20 protein-coding genes are annotated in these 17541 nt (G+C 66.7%); 10 read left to right on the top strand and 10 right to left on the bottom strand.

What is annotated here, in order from left to right; all coding sequences use genetic code 11:
* Window positions 1–108 precede the first annotated feature (108 nt).
* Window positions 109–468: an antibiotic biosynthesis monooxygenase family protein gene (locus ACYQML_RS08660; RefSeq protein WP_461235309.1), complete on the top strand. Its 360-nt coding sequence runs from the start codon at window positions 109–111 to the stop codon at window positions 466–468.
* A 500-nt stretch (window positions 469–968) separates the two neighbouring features.
* Window positions 969–2474: an exopolysaccharide biosynthesis polyprenyl glycosylphosphotransferase gene (locus ACYQML_RS08655; RefSeq protein WP_461235308.1), complete on the top strand. Its 1506-nt coding sequence runs from the start codon at window positions 969–971 to the stop codon at window positions 2472–2474.
* An 18-nt stretch (window positions 2475–2492) separates the two neighbouring features.
* Here ACYQML_RS08655 and ACYQML_RS08650 read toward each other — a convergent pair whose 3' ends face one another.
* The gene (locus ACYQML_RS08650) at window positions 2493–2987 is read right to left on the bottom strand and encodes a Fur family transcriptional regulator (RefSeq protein WP_056431852.1); all 495 of its coding nucleotides are present in this window, start codon (window positions 2985–2987) and stop codon (window positions 2493–2495) included.
* A 134-nt stretch (window positions 2988–3121) separates the two neighbouring features.
* Here ACYQML_RS08650 and ACYQML_RS08645 point away from each other — a divergent pair, with 134 nt between their 5' ends.
* Genes ACYQML_RS08645 through ACYQML_RS08635 form a run of 3 tightly spaced genes read left to right on the top strand, consistent with a single transcriptional unit; the run spans window position 3122 to window position 4982 of the window.
* Window positions 3122–3253, top strand: coding sequence for a hypothetical protein (locus ACYQML_RS08645; RefSeq protein WP_280136573.1), 132 nt, complete (start codon window positions 3122–3124; stop codon window positions 3251–3253).
* A gap of 2 nt (window positions 3254–3255) precedes the next feature.
* Window positions 3256–4119, top strand: a complete 864-nt coding sequence (locus ACYQML_RS08640) for a metal ABC transporter ATP-binding protein (RefSeq protein ID WP_461235307.1) — start codon at window positions 3256–3258, stop codon at window positions 4117–4119.
* Window positions 4120–4157: 38 nt separating this feature from the next.
* The gene (locus tag ACYQML_RS08635) at window positions 4158–4982 is read left to right on the top strand and encodes a metal ABC transporter permease (RefSeq protein ID WP_311274346.1); all 825 of its coding nucleotides are present in this window, start codon (window positions 4158–4160) and stop codon (window positions 4980–4982) included.
* Between the two features lie 120 nt (window positions 4983–5102).
* Here ACYQML_RS08635 and ACYQML_RS08630 read toward each other — a convergent pair whose 3' ends face one another.
* The gene (locus tag ACYQML_RS08630; RefSeq protein ID WP_280136572.1) at window positions 5103–5705 is read right to left on the bottom strand and encodes an exopolysaccharide biosynthesis protein; all 603 of its coding nucleotides are present in this window, start codon (window positions 5703–5705) and stop codon (window positions 5103–5105) included.
* 394 nt (window positions 5706–6099) lie between these two features.
* On the opposite strand from ACYQML_RS08630, the gene bcsS reads away from it, so the two are divergent.
* Window positions 6100–6795, top strand: coding sequence for a cellulose biosynthesis protein BcsS (bcsS, locus tag ACYQML_RS08625; RefSeq protein ID WP_461235306.1), 696 nt, complete (start codon window positions 6100–6102; stop codon window positions 6793–6795).
* Between the two features lie 3 nt (window positions 6796–6798).
* On the opposite strand, the gene ACYQML_RS08620 is transcribed toward bcsS, so the two are convergent.
* Window positions 6799–8349 (bottom strand): cryptochrome/photolyase family protein, encoded by a 1551-nt coding sequence (locus tag ACYQML_RS08620; protein WP_461235305.1) that lies wholly within the window; start codon window positions 8347–8349, stop codon window positions 6799–6801.
* Entirely contained in the window at window positions 8346–9080 is a 735-nt protein-coding gene (locus ACYQML_RS08615; RefSeq protein WP_461235304.1) for an SDR family NAD(P)-dependent oxidoreductase, read from the bottom strand. Before ACYQML_RS08615 ends, ACYQML_RS08620 begins: the two co-directional genes overlap by 4 nt.
* A 114-nt stretch (window positions 9081–9194) precedes the next feature.
* Between ACYQML_RS08615 and ACYQML_RS08610 the strand changes: the two genes are divergently transcribed.
* On the top strand, window positions 9195–10061 hold the full coding sequence (locus ACYQML_RS08610; protein WP_056431836.1) for a formyltransferase family protein: 867 nt from the start codon (window positions 9195–9197) through the stop codon (window positions 10059–10061).
* Window positions 10062–10073: 12 nt separating this feature from the next.
* A complete protein-coding gene (locus ACYQML_RS08605; protein ID WP_200919186.1) occupies window positions 10074–10235 on the top strand; it encodes a DUF2256 domain-containing protein in 162 nt (53 codons plus the stop codon).
* Here ACYQML_RS08605 and ACYQML_RS08600 read toward each other — a convergent pair whose 3' ends face one another.
* Genes ACYQML_RS08600 through ACYQML_RS08585 form a run of 4 tightly spaced genes read right to left on the bottom strand, consistent with a single transcriptional unit; the run spans window position 10236 to window position 12908 of the window.
* Complete coding sequence (locus ACYQML_RS08600; RefSeq protein WP_461235303.1) at window positions 10236–10829, bottom strand: nucleotidyltransferase family protein; 594 nt, start codon at window positions 10827–10829, stop codon at window positions 10236–10238. It abuts the gene before it with no gap.
* Entirely contained in the window at window positions 10822–11862 is a 1041-nt protein-coding gene (locus ACYQML_RS08595) for a molybdopterin-binding protein (protein WP_461235302.1), read from the bottom strand. The genes ACYQML_RS08600 and ACYQML_RS08595 overlap by 8 nt, the downstream gene beginning before the upstream one ends.
* Window positions 11859–12575: an XdhC family protein gene (locus ACYQML_RS08590; protein ID WP_461235301.1), complete on the bottom strand. Its 717-nt coding sequence runs from the start codon at window positions 12573–12575 to the stop codon at window positions 11859–11861. Before ACYQML_RS08590 ends, ACYQML_RS08595 begins: the two co-directional genes overlap by 4 nt.
* Before the next feature lie 9 nt (window positions 12576–12584).
* Complete coding sequence (locus tag ACYQML_RS08585) at window positions 12585–12908, bottom strand: XdhC family protein (RefSeq protein WP_056432390.1); 324 nt, start codon at window positions 12906–12908, stop codon at window positions 12585–12587.
* A 265-nt stretch (window positions 12909–13173) separates the two neighbouring features.
* Here ACYQML_RS08585 and ACYQML_RS08580 point away from each other — a divergent pair, with 265 nt between their 5' ends.
* Together ACYQML_RS08580 and infA are read left to right on the top strand one after the other, a co-directional pair.
* The gene (locus tag ACYQML_RS08580; RefSeq protein WP_461235300.1) at window positions 13174–14310 is read left to right on the top strand and encodes a branched-chain amino acid ABC transporter substrate-binding protein; all 1137 of its coding nucleotides are present in this window, start codon (window positions 13174–13176) and stop codon (window positions 14308–14310) included.
* A gap of 323 nt (window positions 14311–14633) precedes the next feature.
* Complete coding sequence (gene infA, locus ACYQML_RS08575; RefSeq protein ID WP_018045296.1) at window positions 14634–14906, top strand: translation initiation factor IF-1; 273 nt, start codon at window positions 14634–14636, stop codon at window positions 14904–14906.
* Window positions 14907–14938: 32 nt separating this feature from the next.
* Here the strand turns inward: infA and ACYQML_RS08570 are convergent, their stop codons facing one another.
* The gene (locus ACYQML_RS08570; protein WP_056254458.1) at window positions 14939–15175 is read right to left on the bottom strand and encodes a hypothetical protein; all 237 of its coding nucleotides are present in this window, start codon (window positions 15173–15175) and stop codon (window positions 14939–14941) included.
* An 84-nt stretch (window positions 15176–15259) separates the two neighbouring features.
* Complete coding sequence (gene parC, locus ACYQML_RS08565) at window positions 15260–17512, bottom strand: DNA topoisomerase IV subunit A (RefSeq protein WP_461235299.1); 2253 nt, start codon at window positions 17510–17512, stop codon at window positions 15260–15262.
* Window positions 17513–17541 lie beyond the last annotated feature (29 nt).

Below are 17541 nucleotides of genomic sequence, written 5' to 3'. Positions count from 1 at the left end.
CGAAAATTAATCGTTTTCATATTATTTTTTAATCCGCCTCTTAAGGCCTAGGATAGCACCCCAGGCGGCCGGTCGACCCTCGGACTGGCCTGACGAAGAAGGTCCTCGATGTTCATCGCTATGAATCGATTCAAGGTCGTCCCCGACGCAACGGAAGAATTCGAACAGGTCTGGCTCGGTCGTGATAGCCAACTTGGCGAAATGGAAGGCTTCGTAGAGTTCCAGCTGCTTCGCGGCCCAGCCTATGAAGACCATGTCCTTTATGCATCCCATACCGTTTGGGCCTCCAAATCGGCTTTTGAAGCCTGGACCCGGTCAGAGCAGTTTCGAAAGGCGCATAGCCGGGCACCCTCGACGAAACCTCTCTATCTCGGCCATCCCCAATTCGAGGGCTTCGAGCCCATCCAGACCTTGGCCAAGACGGAGGACGGATCCTCGTCCCGGACACATCCGGAAACCACTGCCTGATCGCCCTCCCTCGCCGCTGCATCCTCTGGCTCACGCGGTCCAAAGTATATGGTGCACCACCACGCGACGGGTAGGTCCGCCAGACCTTGCATACACCTCATTCGCTTCGCCAGGGTAAAGCTGCACCGCGCGGTAGGCGCTGCAATCGCCTGCCGGCCCATCTGTATCGGCGGCAATCCGCTTTCGGGGCTGCGCGAGTTGGTCCTGCCGTCGACAAAGCGGTCTTCCGGCTTCGCAAGATGAGTTTTTTACTTGGAAGCCGCCGTTCAGGTCGATGAGACCACCCAAATGCCGGATCGGCGCGAGGGAAATATCGAGGCCGAGCAAGCCTCGGTCGCACGACAATTCCTCAAGTGACGGCCCCTCCGGGCGAGGCGGCAGTTCCGGCACGACGCCACCGGGTCCGAGCTTTGCGGACCTGGCAGAGATAAGGTTGGCCGGACGGGATACTGACCCGTTCTGGCACGATCCTGGTCTCCCTTCGGTACACGGCGTCCCAGATGTTCCAGCAACGTCTTCCCGAAATCTACGAGAGCCTGCCCTCGGCTCAGAGCGCCCGGCGTGATGCCTGGGCGGCGGTCCTTCCGCGACGGTGGGGAGGTACGCTCCGGTTCGGCCTATCCATGGCGTTAGCGGCCTCCGACCTCGCGGCGATCATCGTCACCGCCTATCTGGTAGAGGCGATCTACTACGAGTTCGCGTTCGACCAGCAGATCACCACGGGAATGACCGGGAGCTTCCAGCTGGGGGCCCTGGTGTCCGTCTTCGTACTCCTGACCAATCTCGTTCGCGACGAGTACAGGATCGAGACTCAACTCACCCAAGGCCCCCATCGCCGCCGCATGGCGAGCCTCTGGCTGGCCGCCTGGGCGATCGTTCTCGTCGTCGGCTTCGCGACCAAGACCACGACCGAGTTCTCGCGCGCCACGGCCATCGGTTTCTTCCTGGCCGGTCTGCCGGCCCTCTACCTGTCCCGTCTCGTCGTCGTGGGCCTGATCCGGCAGACCACGAGCCCGAGCTCGCCGTCGATCAATCGCATCCATCTCGTCGGCTTCGAAGATGACATCGCCAGCTTCCACGCCAATAACGACGCAAAAGCCCTGAACCTGCGCGTGGTCGGAACCAGCTACCTGCGGCGGGTCGATCCACGCGAGGACGCGTCGGTGCGCCAGAGCCAGATGGCGGAGGATCTCGACCTCGCGGTGTCGGTGGTGCGCTTCCTGCGGCCCGACGACGTCTTCATCCTGGTTCCCTGGACGGATGCGGCGGATATCGAGCGTTGCACCGAGGCGTTCCTGCGCGTGCCGGCCGCCCTCCATCTACGTCCCGGCTCGGTCATGGACCGTTTCCCTGATCTCAAGCTCGCGCGGGTCGGGCGGCTGTCGGGCATCAATATCGGGCGCCGGCCGCTCAGCTTCACCGAGATCGCTTTGAAACGCGGCCTCGACATGGCCCTCGCCGCCATCGCGCTGCTCCTGCTCGCACCGCTGCTGGCGTCCATTGCCCTGCTGATCAAGCTCGACAGCCCCGGGCCGGTCTTCTTTCGCCAGCGCCGCTACGGCTTCAACCAGCAGGCGTTCGGCGTGTTCAAGTTCCGCAGTATGAAGACTGAGCAGAACGCCGTCTTCCGACAGGCGACCCGCCACGATTCACGGATCACCCGGATCGGCGCCATCCTGCGCCGGACGAACCTCGATGAATTGCCCCAGCTCATCAATGTCCTGATGGGGGAGATGTCCCTGGTGGGTCCGCGTCCTCACGCCCTCGCCCACGATCGCAGCTTCGAGCGGCGGATCGCCCAATATGCCCGTCGCCACAACGTGATGCCCGGCATCACCGGCTGGGCACAGGTGAACGGTCTGCGCGGCGAGACCCTGACCGATCTCGACATGGAGCGGCGTGTGAACCACGACCTGCATTACATCGACAATTGGTCGGTCTGGCTCGACATCCAGATCATGATCCAGACGGTCGTCTCGCGCAGGGCCTATCGCAACGCCCGCTGAGCCCCATGCATCGGGTCGCTATGGGCTCGGCTCACGACCGGAGCAGGAACCGCATTCGCCCTCGACTTCGAGAATCCGGCTCGAGGGCTTGAAGCCGGCCTTCGCCAAAGTCCTGTCGAGTTGATCATCCACTTCCGGCGAGGTCGTCTCGTCGATGCTGCCGCAGGTCCGGCAGATCAGGAAGACGAGCCCGGCACCATCCCCGTGCTGGTGGCCGCAGGAGACGAAAGCGTTGCGGCTGGCGATGCGGTGGACGAGGCCGTTCTCGGTGAGGAAATCGAGGGCACGGTACACCGAGACCGCGGCGACCCGGCGCCCCTGCCCGCTGAGACGCTCCGCGATGTCATAGGCACCGAGCGGCTTCGCCTCGGACGCCACCGCCTCGAGGACGTCCCGCCGCAGCCGCGTGAATTGCAGGTCGCGCTCGGCGCAGAGACGCTCCGCCCGTGCGAGCGTGTCTGTGGCATTGCCGCAGCAGGCGGCATGCTCGTGGACGGCACTATGGTCGTGCACGCCATCCTCCCCTCATCGCCGGTCGATATGGTCCGGCACGTTGAACTGATGCGATGTTACAGTGTATCAGCACCAGAGATAGTTCGCCGCCCCCGTTCGGACAAATCTGGCCCTTTCCTGGTACCCGAACCGCTGTGACGCGTCCTCCCCAGATCAAACCCTCCCCCCGTCGTTCCCTGTTCCAGGCCGGGGCCGCCTCGCGACTGGTCCTCGCCGCGATCCTGTCCGGGCTGGTCTGGGGGGCGATCGTCTGGGCCATGGGATAACGATGACACACGCCCCCGCTCCGCCCGGCGCCATCGCCTTGCGTAGTTTGACGCTCGGCTACGATCGCCATCCCGCCGTGCATCATCTGGACGGGATCATTCCCGCCGGAGCCCTCCTCGCTCTTGTCGGACCCAACGGCGCGGGAAAATCGACCCTGCTCAAGGGGATCGTCGGTGAAATCCGCTGCCTCGACGGACGGATCGACCGGCCCGGTGGTACCGATGCCATCGCCTACCTGCCCCAGGCCGGCGAGATCGACCGCAGCTTTCCGTTGAGCGTCCTCGATCTGGTGGCGATGGGACGCTGGCGGCGCCTCGGCTTCTGGCGCAGCGCGCTGCCCGATCGTCAGGTCCTGGTCCGTGCCCTCGCTGCCGTGGGACTCCTCGGCTTCGAGGACCGGCTGATCGGCACCCTGTCCGGCGGTCAGTTCCAGCGCGCCCTGTTCGCGCGCCTCATCGTCCAAGACGCTCGCATCATCCTCCTCGACGAGCCGTTCACCGGGATCGACGGGCGCACCACGGCCGATCTGATCGCCCTGATCCGCGGATGGCACGGGGAGGGCCGCACCATCGTCGCGGCCCTGCACGACCTGCATCAGGTCAAGGCACATTTTCCGACGACGCTGCTACTGGCCCGCGAGCCGGTGGCCTGGGGCGAGACCGGAACGGTGCTGACCCGGGAGAACCTCGCGCGCGCGCAGGCCCTGTCCGAGGCCTGGGACGAGGACGCCGCCATATGCGGGCGCGGCGACGGGCATCACCACGCACCACCCCCTTCCGAAGGCGGGGACCTGCATGATCACTCTCACGATCATCCCCATGGTCACGCGCACGATCATCGTCACGACCACGGACACGCCGCGTGATCGATCTCCTGTTCGGTCCCTTCATCGAGTTCGGCTTCATGCGCCGGGCGCTGGCCGGCTGCTTCGCCCTCTCTCTGTCGGCCCCGCCGGTGGGGGTCTTTCTCATGCTGCGGCGCATGAGCCTGATGAGCGACGCCATGAGCCATGCGATCCTGCCCGGCGCCGCGGTCGGTTTCCTCGTCGCCGGCCTATCCCTGCCGGCCATGACCATCGGGGGCCTCGCCGCCGGTCTGTTCGTGGCACTGCTCGCCGGCATCGTCACCCGGACGACCTCGATCAAGGAAGATGCGAGTCTCGCCGCCTTCTACCTGATCTCCCTGGCGGCCGGCGTGCTGCTCGTCTCTCTGCGCGGCTCGCAGATCGATCTCCTGCACATCCTGTTCGGGACGGTCCTGGCCCTCGACGATCCGGCGCTCATGCTCCTCGGCGGGATCGCCACGGTGACGCTGTTCGCCCTCGCCGCGCTCTACCGCCCCCTCGTCATGGAATGTGTCGACCCGCTGTTCCTGCGCACGGTGAGCCGTGCCGGGGGCCCGGTGCATTACGCCTTCCTCGGCCTCGTGGTGATGAACCTCGTGGGGGGCTTCCAGGCCCTCGGGACATTGCTCGCGGTGGGACTGATGCTGCTGCCGGCGATCACCGCGCGGTTCTGGGCGGCCGACCTGTCGGGCCTGATCCCCATGGCGATGGTGGTGGCGATGGTATCGAGCTTTGCCGGACTCACCGCCTCGTATCGCGCCGACCTGCCCACAGGGCCTGCGATCGTGCTGGCGGCGGGAAGTCTCTACCTCGTCTCGCTCCTGTTCGGACCGAGGGGCGGCCTCGTCTGGCGCCTGTTCAAGCCGCGCCACCTCGAAGGCTAGCACCGGACCCCGATCAGCCCGACTCATCGAGGTCTGCCCGCGCGACTGCGCGGCGGCGGGCGTCCGCCGGACCTCCCTGATCCCAACCGTGGGTCGGGGTCAGGGATACCTGGTCAAAGTCTACACGCTGAAGAGGCTCATGAGGCCCGAGACGATGGCGTAGACGAAGCCGGCGTTCAGAAGCACGCCGACGGCACCGACGCCGAGACCCATGACGACCAGCAGGCCATCCCGCTCGACGAGGCCGAGGCCGACGAGGCAAATGGCCAGACCGAGGGGGATCTGTCCCACAAGAGGCGCTGCCACGACCAGCGCCAGGGACAGGGTGAGAAGGATCAGCCCCACCGTCCGCATGCCGAGCCCGGTCTCGAACAGGCTCATGCGCGGACGCGACCAGCGTTCCAGGCGCCGCAGCAGCGGCACCGCGCGCTTGGCGGCACGCTCAACGTCGCTCCGGGCGATCGAGCGGCTCAGGAGCGCGCGGGGCAGCCAAGGCGACGACATCCCCGCCGTGATCTGAACGGCCACGAGCAACAGCAGCAGGCCGCAGACCAGGGGGATCGGCGGGGGCATCGGCAGGCAATTTGGCAGGCCGAGGATGACGATGAGCAGGGCGAAGGCACGGTCCTTCAGCACCGCGACGATGTCGCCGATGGTCAAGCGATCCGTCTCCTGTGCCGCGAGCACCGTGAGAACTTCGGACGTTCGAGCAGCTGGTGACAAGAAACTCGGCCTTTGGCGACGGTCCTGCCGCGGGCTCTATCCTAGTCCCCGCCCGACGCCAACCGAATCAGCTTTGACCTCCATGCGGCATCGCGGGTCCACCATTGCCGAGGCGGACCGAACATACCGGCAGATCGACCACGGACACTCCGCAACCTAAAATCAAGCAAATACATCCTGAAGTTTTATCAAATAGAACAAAAGCAAAACGGCGCCTGTTCCCGAATCGTCTTGGGCGGTCTGCGCGCACGACCCACAGTCCAATACTCACGAACCAGTACAACTTCTCATAGGATGTCGTACATTTGCCCTCCGGTAATACGGAGCGAGAAGGGACGTGGGACGACCGGCCAGATCGACGAGACGGTCACTGCATTCGGCTCATCCGATACTCATGTGCTGCGCCGCACTCTGCTGTGGCCTCGTCTCGAACCCGGCTCAATCGGAAGAGGGCTCGATCTCGGCACTGATCTTCGACAGCCTCGATGCCGGAGCATCGCCCTTCATCACGGCGGGCGCGAAGATCACGTTCGACGGGCGCGATCGGGACGGTTTCGCTATCCTCGCGAGCGGCGGCGCAGGGGCGAGGGCCGAACGCGGCCCGACGATACGGGGCATTTCCACGGATCAGACGCGCCTTACGGCGCTCGGAGCTGTGCTCGCCGGATACCAATGGTTCCGCGATTGGGGCGTGGTCGCCGCTTTCGCTGGTCCGGAGGGAAGCATCGAAGTGGAGCGGAACGTCGTCGGCACGCTGGTTCTGCCCGACCGCTACGGCATCAGGCTGCACGGGGAGGTCTGGGCGCGGCCGACGCAAACCACTCTTCTCACCGCCACTGCGATCCTCGGCTCGACGCGCCAGAGCGCCTGGGGCCGGCTCGCCTGGGGTCATGGTCTGTGGGGGACCTATCTCGGCCCGGAGGCTACCGTCTATCTGGATGGAAGCGGCTACTCGAAGTTCGGGATCGGTGTCCACGCCACCGACTTTCGCATCGGCGACGTGAGTTTCCGCGCCTCGCTCGGCTACCAGACCGAAACCGATGGCGGGGGAAGCCCCTATGTCACCCTGGCCGTCTGGCAGCCCTGGTGAGATTCAGGGCGGGGCGGGACGCATCTCCGGGCCGGCCAGGAAGCGGGCCGCGTCAGTCGTGATCTCCTCCCGTCGCTGCTCGCCCAATCCGTCGAGGGTACGGTAGGGCATCGCCATCCTCGGGTTTCCCGCTAGGCGATCCGCGTTCTCGATGAGGAAGTTCCAGTAGAGGTAGTTGAACGGGCAGGCACTTTCGCCGGACTTGGCAGCGACGTCGTAGGTGCAGCCCCGGCAGTAATCCGACATCCGGTTGATGTAGGCGCCCGAGGCCGCATACGGTTTCGAGCCCATGACGCCGCCATCCGCCCACAGGACCATGCCGTGGACGTTGGGCAACTCCACCCATTCGTAGGCATCGGCATAGACCACGAGATACCATTCCTCCACCTGCGCCGGTTCGATCCCGGCCAGCAGGGCGAAATTGCCCGTCACCATCAGTCGCTGGATGTGATGGGCGTAGGCATGGGCCCGCGTCTCGGCGACGCATTGCGCGAGGCAGTTCATGCGCGTCTCGCCCGACCAGTAGAACCAGGGCAGATCACGCTTGGCGCCGAGGGTGTTGGTCTCGGCATAGGCCGGCATCCTGGCCCAGTAGAGCCCCCGGACATATTCGCGCCATCCCAGGATCTGGCGGATGAAGCCCTCGACGCAGTTGAGCGGCGCTGCCCCCTCGTCATAGGCGCGGGCCGCTTCCCGGCAGACCTCCCCCGCCGTGAGCAGGCCCGCATTCAGGGCCGGCGAGATAAGCGCATGGTAGAGAAACGGCGCGCCCGACTTCATCGCATCCTGGTAATCGCCGAAACGCGGAAGACACTCGGCCAGGAAGTGCTTCAGAGCGACGATGGCGTCGGCGCGGGTGACGGGCCAGCGGAAGGCATCGAGATCGCCGAAATGCCCGGCGAACCTGTCCGCGACCAGGGCGATGACCTCGGACGTGATCGCATCGGGCGCGAAGCCCGGGCGTTCCGGGGGGCGGTGCCCGCGTGGCAATTTCTTCCGGTTGTCGTGGTCGAAGTTCCACTGGCCGCCGATCGGCTCGCCGTCCTTCATCAGGAGGCTGGTGCGCTTTCTCATGCCGCGATAGAACGTCTCCATCCGCAGGGCGTGTCGTCCCTCGGCCCAGCGCGCGAAATCCGAGCGCGGGCAGAGGAAACGGTTGTCCTCGCGAAGCTCGACGGGCATCGGCAGGTCATCACGCCATCCCTGCATCATCTCCCAGACGCGCCACTCGCCGGGCTCGGTGACGACGATCCTGTCGGGTTCGTGCCGCGCGACCGCTCGCTGGAGTTCTCCGGTGAACGAGCCGGTATTGCCCGGCGCATCGAGGCGCACATAGTCGACGGTGATGCCCTCGGCCTCCAGATCGGCCGCGAAATGGCGCATGGCCGAGAACAGGAAAGCGATCTTCTGCTTGTGGTGGCGGACATAGGTCGCCTCCTCCCACACCTCGACCATGAGAACGATGTCGGAGTGCGGGTCGAGATCGGTGAGCGAGGAAACGCGGCGGTGAAGCTGATCGCCGAGGACGAAGCGGAGCGTGCGTTGGTGGGTCACCCCTTCGTACGCAGGGACGAGCGGCCGCCATCCGCGCCGATGATCTGACCGGTGATCCACCCGGCCTCCGCCGAGACGAGGAAGGCGGCGAGCGCGCCGATATCGTCCGGCGTGCCCAGGCGCTGGAGTGCGTGCATGGACGCGATTCCCGACGCCAGCGTCTCGTTGCCGGTGATGGCAGCGGCGAGCGGCGTGCGCGTGAGCGAGGGGGCGACGACGTTGATCCGGATCTGAGGGCTGAGTTCGGCGGCGAGGGACAGGGCGAGACCCTCGACCGCTCCCTTCGCCATGGCGACAGAGGCATGGGCCGGAAAGCCCTGTGCCACCGCCACGGTGGAGAACAGGACGACGCCCGCCCCTGCCTCGCCCGCACCAGCTTTCAGCGCCGGCGCCGCAGCCTGGAGAGCGAGAAGAGAGCCGAGAGCGTTGAGCTTGTAATCCGTCACCGCGTCGTCGGCGGTCAGCTTCGCCAGCGGCTTCAGGTTGATCGTCCCGACCGCGTAGACGAGGCCTGCGAGCGAACCGCCCGCTTCCTGCGTCACCGTGGTGAAATGGGCGGGGTCAGTGACGTCGCCGGCCGTGAAGGTCGTGTCTCCCAGACGGGCGGCGGCGTCTTCGAGGCGCTGGGGATCCCGTGCCGCGAGATGCAGCCGGATACCGCGCTTACGCAGGGCCTGCGCCGTGGCCATGCCGATGCCACCGGTTCCGCCGTAGATCACAACCCGGTTCATGACCGCTCCCATTCCCTGCCGGATCGGTTAGGTAAGGCGGATCATGCTGCCGTGGAGCCTGTGAGGCCCCATCCGTAGAGTCGCACGTCTCGCCACCACGCCCCGGGGATGTTCATGAAGTTTGCCTTCGCCGGCATCGATTTCCTCGGAGGCGTTTTCGAAGCGCTGGTGGAAGCCGGATGGACTCCGATCAAGCTGTTCACCCGGCCCTGCGACGGGCTCTACGATCACAACGAGGCGGTCGTGGCCCAGAGCCGCCGACATCGCATCCCGATGCAGCTTTCCCGGATCAAGCTCGCGGATCTCGATGCCCTGACGCAGACCCACGGGACGGACTGGGCCTTGGTGGTGGCCGGTTACCCCTGGCTTATCAAGGGCTGGCGCAACCGGGCCGCCTACGCCCTGAACTTCCATCCCTCGCCCCTGCCGGTGGGGCGCGGCCCCTATCCCCTGTTCAAAGCGATCACCGATGCACGCGACAGTTGGGGCGTGACGGCGCATGTGCTGGCCGAGGAGGGGTTCGATACCGGCGACATCCTCGCGCAGGAGACCTTCGCGATGGCGCCGCAGGAGACCCACGAGACCCTGTTGGCCCGATGCCAGATCGCCGCCCGGCGGCTCGCCTCGGGACCGATCGCGCGTGACCTGCCGGCGCGCTGGCAGGCGGCCCAGCCCCAGGGCGAAGGCTCCTACTGGGCCCGTGCCACCGATGCGGACAGGACCCTCGATTTCCGCACCGATGTCGAGGCGATCCTGCGGCGGATGCGGGCCTTCGGCACCATCGAGACCATTGCGCGGCTGGGCGACAACTCCATCTTCGTAGCGGCGGCGGAGGGCTGGCGCGAGCCGCACCGCCATGCGCCGGGAACGATCGTCCACCGCTACCGCCGCCACGTGGTGATCGCCGCGCGCGACGGCTTCATCCAGATCACCCGCTGGAGCCCGGTCGCCGTCGCGGATGTCGGGCAACTCGGGCGATAGGACGAAATTCCTATGTCGCGCATGCGCAAGAAGGCGGATCTGCCCACCAAGGTCTGCGCCGCCTGCGGCAAGCCCTTCGCCTGGCGCAAGAAATGGGAACGTGTCTGGGACGAGGTCCGCTACTGTTCCGACCGGTGCCGGAACGAGGCGAAGCGGTCGGGCAAGGCCTCCTGATCAAGCACCGGCGGCAGCGATCAGGGCCGCCTGCGTATCGATGTCGAAGGTAACGGCGGCATCCATTTCCCATTCGACGACGTCCGTCCGCGCCGCGAGGAGACGGCCGGCACCCTGGTCACCGGCGAGCGAGGCCAGGTCGGGCGCGAGGAGCGCGCGATTCAACAGAACCGGGTTTCCGCGCACGCCGAGATGGACCGGGACAATGGCGGCGGGCACCGGATCGGCAGCCAGGAAAGCGGCGGCCAGGGTGGCGAGGTGGGACGGCCGGACACGCGGCATGTCCCCTAGCATCACGATGATCCCGGCGGGCTGCGGCAGGGCGTCGAGCCCGCACCGCAGGGAGGTCGACAGCCCGTCCGCATAGGCCGGGTTGTCGATGAGCCGCAGGTCGAGGCCGCCGAGTGCCTGCCGAACCGCTGCGCCATGCGCGCCAATTACGACCGCCACGGGCCCGAGTTTCGCCGCGACTGCTGACTCAGCCGCGTGGCGCACGAGTGGCTTGCCGTCGAGGGTGCCGAGCATCTTCGACGCTCCGCCGAAACGCGTCCCCCGCCCGGCGGCGAGGAGGAGGATGCCGATCCGATCAGGCATCGTCCGTCATGCCCTCGTCCAGCGCGCTTTCCTCGCCTGATCTAGGCTGCGGACGGGACACGATCTCCATGAGCAGGCCTCCGACACCGAGCCCGACGATATCGGCCCGGCTGACGACGAGGCCGGCGAGAAGGCGGTGGAGAATCCAGTCGAACCCGTTCTCTGCGGGCGAGCGCGCGCATCCCGGCGCACCGATGACCGGGACGTCGCCGATACGGCCGACCAGAAGCAGGTTGCCGGGATCGACGGGCATGCCGAAATGCTCCACCTCACCGCCCGCCGCCTCGATACCGGCGGGGATGACGTCGCGCCGGTCGGCGATGGCCGAAGCGCCGAACACCACGACGAGATCGGCCTCGTCGCGGGCGATGGTCTGGCGAAGGGCGGCGGCCATGGCACCGGCCTCGTGCGACACCCGGATATCCGTGACGATCCCGGCCCCGGTCGGCGCCAGCCGGCGCTCGAGGTTGCGCAGGGTCTTGGCGATGGTGGTCTCCTTCAGCCCCGGCAACAGGGTCGAGACGACGCCGACCCGGCGACGGCGATAGGGGATGACCGTCAGTGCCTCGGGCGTCGCGATCCCACACGCGCGCTCAAGGGCGGAAGCCGAGACGGCGTAGGGGATGATCTTGACGGTCGCCACCATCTCGCCGGGGATGACAGGCCGGAAAGGCGACAGGGTCGCTAGCGTGATCGCCTCGTCCACCCCGTTCACGGCGTCGATGACGGCGCGGTCGATCATCAGAAGGCCCGGCACCTCCGCGTGGAGATTGCAGCGTCCCGTGAAAGCGGGACTTGCCGAAAGGCCAGCCCCCGCGACCCGGCCGGCGAGGCGGGCGGCGGCCTCGTCCTCGCCGACATCGCCCGCCTCCAGGGTCACCGCCACCACACTGTCGAGGCCGGCCTCACCGAGACGGCGCGCATCCTCACTCCCGATCGGCCGCCCCTTGCGGACGATCACATCGTCGGCCCGCAGAGTATGGGCCGCGATGAGCCCCGCGGCTCGCGAGATCGCGACCGAACCGAACTTCACGCGGGAACTCCGGGTTTGGTAGCGCGCGGATCGGCGCCGCGCAGGGTGGAGACGACCTGCGCCAGGATCGAGACAGCGATCTCGGCCGGGCTCACGGCACCGATATCGAGGCCGATCGGCGCCTCGATCCGCCCGATCTGTTCCGACGAGAACCCGGCCTGCGACAAGCGCTCGACCCGCGCGGCATGGGTCTTCCGCGAGCCGAGGGCGCCCACATAGAAGCACTCGGCCTTCAGGGCCGCGATCAGCGCGGGATCGTCGATCTTCGGATCGTGGGTCAGGGCGGCAACGGCACAATAGCGGTCGAGGGGCGGAACGGAGCCTGCGAGGGCTTCGTCCGGCCAGAGCGGCACGAGGGAAACCTCCGGAAAGCGCTCGGGCGTGGCGAAGGCCGTTCGCGGGTCGATGACGCTCACCGAAAGGTCGATCGCCGCCGCCATCGGGCACAAAGCCTGACTGATATGCACCGCCCCGATGAGGACGAGCCGGACCTTGGGAGCCTGGACGGTGAGGAAGAGCTGCCGCCCCTCCACCTCGACGAGGCCGCTCTTTCCCGAGGCGAGGCGCCGCGCCAGGATATCAGCGAGGGGATCGGCCGGGATCTCGGCCTCGCGGACCACACGCTGGCTGCCGTCATCGAGGTCGGTGATGAGCAGCGCGGCGCGGCGCGCGGCGCGCTCGACATTGAGGGCACGAAGAGAATCGAGTTGCATGGCGCCGCTTCAGTCGATGCGTTCGACGAAGACGCGGATGCGCCCGCCGCAGGACAATCCCACCCGCCAGGCGGTCTCGTCGGCAACGCCGAACTCGATCACCCGTGGCCGTCCATCGGAGATGGCGTCCAGTGCCTCGGTGATGACGGCCCCCTCGACGCAGCCGCCAGAGACCGAGCCGAGGAAGTTTCCGCCCTCGTCGACGACGAGGTGGCTGCCGACCGGGCGAGGCGCGGAGCCCCAGGTCTCGACGACGGTGGCAAGCGCCACGCCGCGCCCGCTACGGCGCCACGACTCGGCCGCGTTGAGGATATCGGTTTCGGTGGAGAGCATGGGACACTCCGCGCGCTGCGCGTCTTCGAGCATGACGGCACTCACGCAACGCCGCCTCGGGGAGATAAGCTCCGGCGCGGATGGCACAATGCGGAGGCGAAGCCCATGCCATGCCTGCTCGACGTCCCATCTCCGAAACGTGCGGACGAGCACGGCGGAGGCGTCTCGTCGCCGGGGCGCACGCGCGCTTCAGGCCGCGCCAAATCCGCTGGCGCGCGCTATGAAGATCGGGCCCTCTACTCGCCAATCCTCCGGGCCCCGTTCCATGAGACCCTTTCTCCCCTCGGCCGCACTCGCTGTGCTTGCCCTCTCACCGTCCGGCGCCGTGGCGCAGAACGCCGCGCAGGCGCCGATCCGGATCGGGCTCTCGCTTCCCCTGACCGGGCCTGACGCCGCCTTCGGGCAGGGCCTCCGGGCCGGGGCCGAACAAGCGGTGGCGGATCTCAACCGCGCGACGGGAGCCTCGGGCCGGAAGCTTGCTCTCGTCGTTGCCGACGATGCCGGCGACGGCAAGCAGGGGCTGGCCGTCGCGCGGAAATTCGCCGCCGATCGCGTGCCCCTCGTTATCGGGCCGCTGAATGCCGCCGTGGCCGCATCGGCGCTGCCGGTCTACGAGGAAGCGGGGATCGTCGCCGTGACGGTCGGCATCGCCTGGCCCGCCTTGACCACGCGTGGAGCCTGGAACGTCTTCCGCCTCGGTGGCAGCGATGCGGAGCAGGGGCCGATCGCGGCGGGCTATCTTCTCGAGCGTTTCAGAGGGCGGCGTATCGGCCTCGTCCATGACAGGAGCACGTTCGGTCGGGGTCTCGTCGACGACGTCGCTCGCAGTCTCAAAACGAATGGACAGGCGGAGACTACCTTCGAAAGCCTCGGCCGCGGCGACAAGGATCTCTCCGCCCTCGTCGCCCGCCTGAAGCGCGCCCGGATCGAGGTCGTTTATTTCGGTGGCCTTGCGCCGGAAGCGGGGCTGCTGATCCGTTCCCTGCGGGAAGCGGGCCTCGCCATTCCCCTCGTCGGCAGCGACGGGCTGCTCGACAAGGAGTTCGCCGCCTGGGCCGGTCCCGGCGCCGAGGGGACCGTGATGACCCTTGCCCCCGAACCGCGAAAGCTGCCGGATGCCAGGGGAGCGGCGGCCAAGCCGAGGAGTCCGGAAGCCGACATAATCGCGGCGCAGGGCTATGCGGCCGTCGAGATCCTCAGACAGGCTGTCGAGCAAGCCAAATCCAATGAGGGCCGCAAAGTCGCGGCGTTCCTCCATGGCGGTGCGCCGCTGAAGACCGCCCTTGGCGAAGTCGCATTCGACGATAAAGGCCAGACCAAAGCGCCCGGCTACCTGCTGCAGATCTGGAAGAAGACCCCCGACGGCCGTATCGACTACGCCGGCAATGTCGTGACGCCCTGATCCGGGCGAAAAGTGGCGCCTTGCCGCCAACCCGATGAGGCAGCTGTCGCCTCGGATTGGGACGAGCCGAGAGGATGACCGGGCAGTTGAAGCACCGACGAAGATTTCCCGGTCTCAGGACAGGATGTGCTTTTCTGTCGACGGGATACCGTTCACGGCGGTAAAAGCTTGCTTACGGAACGCGCGAACATTATGTCTCGCCGACGCTCGCCGGTGTTGCGCATCCGATGGGATCGGACCCGCCGCCCGCAGCGTTTTGCCGAACGGCTATGTTTTTGGTGTCCCGGAATGCCCCGTTCTGGCGTTCCGGCTGGAGAGTGTGGATGGCGAAAGAAGAGTTGATGCAGTTCGACGGTCTCGTGATCGAGATCCTGCCGGACGCACGCTACCGCGTGCAGCTCGACCAGGGCCACGAGATCGTGGCCTACACGGCCGGCAAGATGAAGAAGAACCGCATCAAGACTCTGGCCGGCGACCGTGTCACCGTCGAGATGTCGCCCTACGATCTCGAGAAGGGCCGCCTCGTGTTCCGTCACAAGGACGAGCGCTCCTCCGGTCCGCGCCCGCCGATCCGCGGCCAGTTCCGCCGCCGCTGAGCAAGAGCGCTGTCGGATATCTTGTCTGTCCGCTAGGGACCGAGGATCTTCACGAAGGCAGCGCCAGCGCCAAAGAACGCGGCTCCGGCAGCCATGCCGGACAACGCGATCTGCCAGGGCGCGAGCATGCGGTCGCGATCCAGCTTCAATGCTTCGGCCGTGAGTTTCTTCTGCTCGGCGACGAATTTCTCACTCTCTTCGCGCGCTCGCCGAATGCGGCCGAGCTGCTCTTCGAGATCGGGCGTCAGCGGGCTTACGGCGTCGGCCATCCGATTACTCCTTCATCACGCGACTACCCGATAAACATCGTCGCAGCACCAGCGCGGATCAAGCCGCGATGGTGTGTTCAGCATCTACTTTCCGAACCGCTCGAATTTCGGGAAGCTGCGGGTCATCAGAGTGCCGGCCTCGGCCCGGTGGCCCATCCACTTCTCCAGCAGCGCCGCGTTGGCGAGCCGCTCCTGACCGGCGCTGTCGCGCCAGGGCAGGCCCTCGGCCAGGGTGAAGACAAGGGCGTCGGTGAGCGTGCTCTGGCGGCAACGCTGCAGGCGTACCCCCTTGCCGCGCGACAGTTCCGGCAATTCCGACAACGGGAAGACCAGCAATAGCCGGTCGGCGCTGCAGACGGCGACATGATCGCCACTGCTGGCAGGCACGAGCAGCATGGCCTGGGCCGGCTCGTCGAGCCCCATGATGCCCTTGCCCTTGCGGGTATTGGCCACCAGCGCGTCGGCGGGGGCCAGGAAACCGCGCCCATCCGAGCCCGCGATCAGGAGCTTGCCGCTTGGCTGGTATGGCAGGGCGGCGACGATCTCGGCGCCGTCGTCGAAATCCACCATCAAGCGGATCGGGTCACCGAAGCCGCGTCCGCCCGGAAGCTTCGCCGCTTCCAGGGTGAACACCTTGCCGTTGGAGGCCAGAACCAGGATCTTGGCCGTGGTCTCGCTGAGGAACGAGATCTTGAGCGCGTCGTCGCCCTTGAAGGCGACGCCCGACAGATCGGCGACATGCCCCTTGAGGGCGCGGATCCAGCCCTTGGCCGAGACGATGACGGTGATCGGCTCGCGCTCCACCATGGCGGAGGTGAAATCGATCCCGGCGGTGTCGGGCGGGTTCTCCAGGGTGGTGCGACGGGCTCCGATCTTGGTCTCGGGCCCGAAGGTCTTCTTCACCGCCCGTATCTGCTTGGTGATGTCCGACCATTGCATCTTTTCGGAGCCGAGCAGTTCCTCGATCCCGTCCTTCTCCTTGGTCAGCGTATCGAGTTCGCGCTTGAGCTCCATCTCCTCCAGCTTGCGCAACGAGCGCAGGCGCGTGTCGAGGATGGCGTTGGCCTGGAGTTCGGTGAGTTCGAACCGCTTCATCAGGGACGGTTTCGGCTCGTCCTCCTCACGGATGATGCGGATCACCTCGTCGAGATCGAGATAGACGATGAGGAGACCGCCGAGGATTTCGAGGCGGCGTTCGATCTGCCCGAGGCGGTGGCGCGAGCGGCGTTGGAGGACGACGCGGCGATGGTCGAGCCATTCGCGCAGGGCCTCGGCCAGCCCGATCACGCGCGGGACGAGACCACCCACCAGGACGTTCATGTTGAGGGGGATGCGGGCTTCGAGTTCGGTGAGCCGAAACACGGATTCCATGAGGATCACCGGATCGACGCTGCGTGAGCGTGGCTCCAGCACGACACGGACGTCTTCCGCCGATTCGTCGCGCACGTCGGCCAGCAGTGGCAGCTTCTTCTCCTGCAGCAACTCGGCCAGCTTCTCGATGAGCCGGGCCTTGGGAATGCCGTAGGGGATCTCGGTGACGACGATGTTCCAGGTGCCGCGCCCGGTATCCTCCTTCGCCCAACGCGCCCGCACGCGAAAACCGCCGCGCCCGGTACGGTAGGCCTCGGCGATCGACTCGGCACTGTCGATCAGAATGCCGCCGGTGGGAAAATCGGGCCCTTTCACGAAGGTGAGGAGCTGGGCCGAGGTCGCCTCGCGATGGCCGATGAGATAGAGGGCCGCGTCGCAGAGTTCGGCCGCGTTGTGCGGCGGGATCGAGGTGGCCATGCCCACCGCGATGCCCTGGGAGCCGTTGGCGAGCAGGTTCGGAAAGGCCGCCGGCAGGACGATGGGCTCGTCCTTCTCGCCATTGTAGGACGGCCGGAAATCGACCGTGTCCTCGTCGATCCCGTCGAGGAGCAGGCGCGCCACCTCCGTCAGCCGCGCCTCGGTGTAGCGATAGGCGGCGGGGCCATCGCCGTCGATATTGCCGAAATTGCCCTGGCCATCCACCAGCGGATAGCGCTGCGCGAAATCCTGTGAGAGGCGCACCAGCGCATCGTAGATCGCCTGGTCGCCGTGGGGATGGAAATCGCCCATCACGTCGCCGACGATCTTCGCGCATTTCTTGAACGCCGTGTTGGGGTCCAAGCGCAGGAGCCGCATGCCGTAGAGGATGCGCCGATGCACCGGCTTGAGCCCGTCGCGGGCATCGGGCAACGCGCGGTTCATGATGGTGGAAAGCGCATAGGCGAAATAGCGCTCTTCGAGCGCCGACTTCAGTTCGACGCTCTCGATACCGTCGGATCCCGACGGTGGATCGAAGGGCTGGCCCATGACGAACTCCCGGGCCGGACATGGCCCAT

The organism is Methylobacterium sp. CM6244 (assembly GCF_054817885.1).
This window is presented reverse-complemented; position numbering and strand designations above follow the sequence as displayed.